The organism is Methanocalculus sp. (assembly GCF_029762515.1).
In the GTDB taxonomy this organism is placed as follows: Archaea; Halobacteriota; Methanomicrobia; order Methanomicrobiales; family Methanocorpusculaceae; genus Methanocalculus.
The window spans coordinates 1-4,812 of sequence record NZ_JARVGN010000163.1; the positions used below are offsets into that span (position 1 = coordinate 1).

Sequence of the window (4,812 nt, forward strand, 5' to 3'; positions counted from 1 at the left end):
GTGATGTTTCGAAAGGAGTTCGCAGAATCGATCGGCGGCTACAACGAGGGGGTGAAATGGGCGCTGGACTTCGACTTCTACCACCGGGCCTCGAAGGCGGGGAGACTCTATCGGATGGACGAGGTGCTGGTGCAGTGGCGCACCATGCCGGCCAAATCGGAAGAAAAATCACGAGGCCAGATGGAGACCGTCTACGGCGTCCTGCGAAACAATTTCGCCCGCATGGGCGTGGGGGAGGTGGACGAGGCTGCGCTCGCCATCCTCAACAACCAGCACCGCGTGGACGAGGCCGCGTTCACCTGTCCGGATATCGAATGCGCTCTCGCCACCCTGCTCCGGGCGAACGCGGCCATCCTGAAAACTGCGCCTCCATTCCTCAGCAGGCCCCATCTTTTCGTAACAATGGCTGCGTATTCGTTGTTTTTTGTGAGGACTGTCGTGAAATCCCATGGATTCACCCCTGTGCTGCAAGGTCTGGGTTCGGCGCGCAGGAACGCCGGATAATCCGTAACAGGCCTGCAACGTAGCGTTCTTATGCATTTCGAGGACATTTGGGGTTGATCTTTGAGTAAGGATCCCGGAGACCGCTCTGGTTTCGTGCGGTCAGTGTTCCCAATCCTGAAGAACTCGCCGTCCCGGACATCGGGGGCAGAGGTCGCCTGGGCCACGTCTGCGATCACGCCGCCGTTCCTGCTGCGACGGTATACAATTATTCGGAGTTGATGAACGACGAGGCGATCCCGGCACAGTGCGCAATTTTACAGAGGTAGGCCACCACCCAGATGTCCCAGAATTTTTTATACATCTCGGGAGTGCCGCGGTTCACGATGAGGGTATTGATTGCAAAGGGATTCGGGGGCAGAATGAGTTTCATCGCTTCGATGAGTTTCTTGGGCCATCCCCATTCGTCGCGCCTGATAGAGATCAGTCCGGTTCCTACGCGGATGTGCTTTGCAAGGAGTTCCCTGAACGTTCGTGATGGATGTTGTACGACCGCGCGAGGGGCATAGACCAGTTTATATCCCATGGATGTGGCTTTTTTTGTCCAGCGGATATCTCCCCCCGATATGGCATCTTCGGGAAAAAGCCCGACTTTATCAAAGAGCGATGCACGGACGAAAAGGTTGGCAGTTGGAGCAACACCCCTCTCACAAATGTAGTTCTCCACCTGCATATTGGTCATCGAATCATAGAATTCAGCTGCCGTTTTGCGTTCAGAATAGTAAAATTCGACCCTGCCCCCGGCGATATCTGCATCAGCTTCTGCGAGTTCGGCAACCCCCTCTCTCAACCAGTTGGGATCTGGAAGGCAGTCTGCATCGATGAAGGCGATAATTTCATTTTTGGCGTGTTTTATTCCTGTGTTTCGTGTGACATATGAGCTCTGACTGTTCGTTTCATCCAAACAGGTTATCGGATATCCTTGCGCAATGCATTTTGTATTATCTGTGGAATTATTGTTAATAAGAATTATTTCGATGAATCCCTTGGGGTATTCCTGGTCAATCAGGGATGTGAGTAGTAGATCCAAGTAACCTTGCGCATTATACGCAGGTATTATGACCGTAATCGTTGGAATACTGGAGTTATTCATGGTTATCGGAACATTGGGGCACAAATATTGATACCAAATATACACCAGACTATTTTAAATAATGATTGAATCTAGGTCATGTTTGGCCATGCCTTTTATAATGCGCAATATTGTAACGCATAAATTTTATTGTGTATGTTATACTTTGCAAATATCCTTGAAACCCTTCTTTATAGAGTTCCATACCAAATATCATGTTGAAGAAATAATCGACGATCAATTTTAGTGATCTGTGTATCATGAAGAACCAGGGTAGTTGTGCCCCTTGATCGCGATTTTTCGAGGTTTTTGAAATTTTGCTGTATCTTTCTTTTTTTTCAGCAGTATAATCCAAATGATGTTTGATTTCTTCTGGAATGAATTTGATCTTTCCGTTCACTATCGCCCTTTCGTGAATTGCACCAAAATACTGTATGCAGTTCTTTCTTGCCAATTTCACATGAATTTTTGGAAAACCAAAATCCTTGATTTCGCCATTCGCTCGAATATCATTTCTAATGAAGGAAAATGCAGAATATTTTGATTCTTTAATTAATTCCGGGAGTTTCCGTAAGAGACTTTCCGAATGTTCCTCATCAGGTTCGACAATGAATACCCATTCTTCATTCGCTTTCTCAATTGAATAGTTCCTTTCTACTGCAAAACTGCCGGAAAAAGGTTTTTGAAAAATCTTTTCTGTATATCTTTTAGCAATTTCCACCGTTTTATCCCGGCTGTATCCATCGACAATTATAATTTCATCGAAATGTGGAGAGATATTTTGCAAACACTTTTGAATGTTTTTCTCTTCATTTTTTGTGAGAATACAGGCGCTTATACCCATTTTGTTCTTTACATTCATTGTTGGAGATCTACAGAAATCTTTTGGATTATTTTTGTCGGCAATCTTGTGATCTCGTAGAATCTTGCGGTGTGAGTATGCGGATCTGCCGTATTCTTATCCATCATTGAAGTTTTTTCATTGTAACAGAGATTTAATTGCTTATTTATCCACTCTCGGCTCATTTCAATGAATTCTTCATTTTTTAAATCGGCCAATTTGAAAAGTACAACCGGCACTTCAAATCCCGGTGGATTGTATGGATAGCCATATTCATTTCTCTCAAGATTATTACTATAGTCCTTGGAGAGAACATAGTCCACTGTTTTCATGAAAAGTTTCGAATTCCAGAAATGGTGATCCGAAAATTCTTCCTTTAACATTGAGAATGCGTACATATTGAACGAATGATATCCCACGCTCCTGCTTATTTCATCCCTGAGAATTGATTGGACAACAGTATGATCCATAAAAGAACCCGAAACATTATGGTTTTGTAGCTGTGTAAAAAATAGTCGTGCCTTCTCTTTTCCCCATGCAATCATCTTCTTTCTGAAATTCTGCTTTTCATGAATCTTGTGAAAAATGAGCCCATTCTCCATTATTGTGAGGTTTTCCGGTATCTTGTCCAGAAAAATGAGAACTATATCTTCAATTTCGCTTCTCTTTTCTCCATGAATGAGGGAAGCACACGAAGCGAACCATAACTGATGGTTGAAGGTTTTATCCACCGAGAGAACGCTGCCGTCAATTTCAAGGCGGTTCCAGAGACCGCAAGTCTCATCAAATTCGTGCTGGAAGAATACTTCTTCAGCAATACTGGAGTATTTTGTATCAGCTGTTATCTTCGATGCCTCAACCAACGCTTCAAACGTCCAGGCCGGGCCAATGAGACCATTGCATTGATCTTTCCCTTTTTTATCCCGACAATGGAATGAATACCCGTACGGTCGAGATTGTTTCGAAATAAGGTAGTCAGCGATTTTTTGAACGATCTGGGCATATTTTTCATTGCCGGTCAATTCATAACATTTCGCGTAAAGAATGCACCAGTGTGCTGAATTCCGGACAGGAGTTTCGCTGTCGTAATATGGCCCATTGTGCCCTGCCGGAAAACTCCCGTTTGCATTCTGGAGCCGTATGTTGTTTTCCGCAACACTGACGAGAAAATCACTTAGCTTAATATTTTCCATAATTGAACGCAGCCTCGATTACTGAAGCGGCAATGCCGAAAAACATTGCAAGGTTGCATACATAGGTGACGCACCAGATGCCCCAAAATTTATTCATCATATCGGGTGTTCCCCTCTGGTCAATCCATCCCTTGATGACAGATGGAGGCCACGGAATCAAGAATTTTCCGGATTCGTAGCAAATATTGCCAATTGATCGATGTTCTTTCTTCCAGATGGATAAAAACCCTTTTCCGACCCGGTGCTGCTTTTTGATCAATTCATTCAGTTTTCTCGCCGGGTGGTACACAACAGCTTTTGGAGCATATACCAGTTTGAAGCCCTTTTGTGTTGCCTTGCCGGTCCATTGCACATCTCCGCCGGATTGGACGTCATCGGGAAAGAGTCCGATTTTTTTAAATACTTCAGTCCGCACAAAAAGATTCGCGGTCTTAGCAACGTTTCTCTCGCGGATATTGTGTTCCATCTGCATGTTCATAATAGAGTCGTACAGTTCAGCAGCCGTTCTTTCCTCGGAATAATAAAATTGGACGTTCCCTCCTACCATATCGGCGTCTTCAGCAACGAGAGCTTCGATCCCCTCTTTGATCCATTCCGGCGATGCGATACAGTCTGAGTCAATGAACGCAATAACCTCCCCTTTTGCGTGTTTCAAACCTTTGTTTCGTGCAGCGTAGGAACTCTGGGTAGAGTTTTCAGAAACTAGTTTTACCGGATATTTTTGTATGATTTTAACAGTATTGTCTGTTGAATTATTATCCACGATGAGTATTTCGAATTCATTGGTGTCATTGATTTGTTCCATCAACGATTCAATTAATTGTGAAATGTTCCCTTCTTCATTAAATACAGGGCATATTATTGAAATATTGAATGTATCGGTACCCATGAAAAATCCCGGTCACTGTATCAGTTTCGATAGTTCTGATGCTGTCATTTTTCCGACCAAATCCCAATTTAGATCTTTTGATTTTTGATAATTATGCTTGCCCATATCACTCAGATTACACTTCTTTATCGATTTCATTGCATTGATCATTCCTTCTTCCTGATCTGGATCATAGAGAATACTTCCATGATTATCCAGAACCTGTGGAATGCAGCCAATTGCCGGGGCAATTATCGGTTTACCAAAACTCAACGCAAGCAATGCTGCACCCGAGGATAATATATCGGTGTATGGTAAGATTACCACATCTGCAGCG

The 4,812-nt window shown here is 43.7% G+C and carries 6 protein-coding genes; 1 reads left to right on the top strand and 5 read right to left on the bottom strand.

Annotated features, from left to right (window positions below; genetic code table 11):
• Positions 1 to 504 (top strand): hypothetical protein (locus tag QCH34_RS06910; RefSeq protein WP_300332171.1); only part of this gene is annotated, 504 nt, incomplete at its 5' end.
• A gap of 205 nt (positions 505 to 709) precedes the next feature.
• On the opposite strand, the gene QCH34_RS06915 is transcribed toward QCH34_RS06910, so the two are convergent.
• The 5 genes from QCH34_RS06915 to QCH34_RS06935 form a co-directional block, all read right to left on the bottom strand.
• The gene (locus QCH34_RS06915; RefSeq protein WP_300332173.1) at positions 710 to 1,594 is read right to left on the bottom strand and encodes a glycosyltransferase; all 885 of its coding nucleotides are present in this window, start codon (positions 1,592 to 1,594) and stop codon (positions 710 to 712) included.
• A gap of 76 nt (positions 1,595 to 1,670) precedes the next feature.
• The gene (locus QCH34_RS06920; RefSeq protein ID WP_300332175.1) at positions 1,671 to 2,435 is read right to left on the bottom strand and encodes a glycosyltransferase family 2 protein; all 765 of its coding nucleotides are present in this window, start codon (positions 2,433 to 2,435) and stop codon (positions 1,671 to 1,673) included.
• On the bottom strand, positions 2,432 to 3,607 hold the full coding sequence (locus tag QCH34_RS06925; protein ID WP_300332177.1) for a hypothetical protein: 1,176 nt from the start codon (positions 3,605 to 3,607) through the stop codon (positions 2,432 to 2,434). The genes QCH34_RS06920 and QCH34_RS06925 overlap by 4 nt, the downstream gene beginning before the upstream one ends.
• On the bottom strand, positions 3,594 to 4,496 hold the full coding sequence (locus QCH34_RS06930; RefSeq protein WP_300332179.1) for a glycosyltransferase: 903 nt from the start codon (positions 4,494 to 4,496) through the stop codon (positions 3,594 to 3,596). The genes QCH34_RS06925 and QCH34_RS06930 overlap by 14 nt, the downstream gene beginning before the upstream one ends.
• A 12-nt stretch (positions 4,497 to 4,508) precedes the next feature.
• The coding region (locus QCH34_RS06935) for a hypothetical protein (RefSeq protein ID WP_300332181.1) at positions 4,509 to 4,812 on the bottom strand (304 nt) is incomplete at its 5' end.

Excerpts from the sequence above, each read along its gene's own strand:
- QCH34_RS06930 (WP_300332179.1), bottom strand. The coding sequence starts at position 4,496 with ATGGGTACCGATACATTCAATATTTCAATAATATGCCCTGTATTTAAT.
- QCH34_RS06920 (WP_300332175.1), bottom strand. The coding sequence starts at position 2,435 with ATGAATGTAAAGAACAAAATGGGTATAAGCGCCTGTATTCTCACAAAA.
- QCH34_RS06915 (WP_300332173.1), bottom strand. The coding sequence starts at position 1,594 with ATGAATAACTCCAGTATTCCAACGATTACGGTCATAATACCTGCGTAT.
- QCH34_RS06925 (WP_300332177.1), bottom strand. The coding sequence starts at position 3,607 with ATGGAAAATATTAAGCTAAGTGATTTTCTCGTCAGTGTTGCGGAAAAC.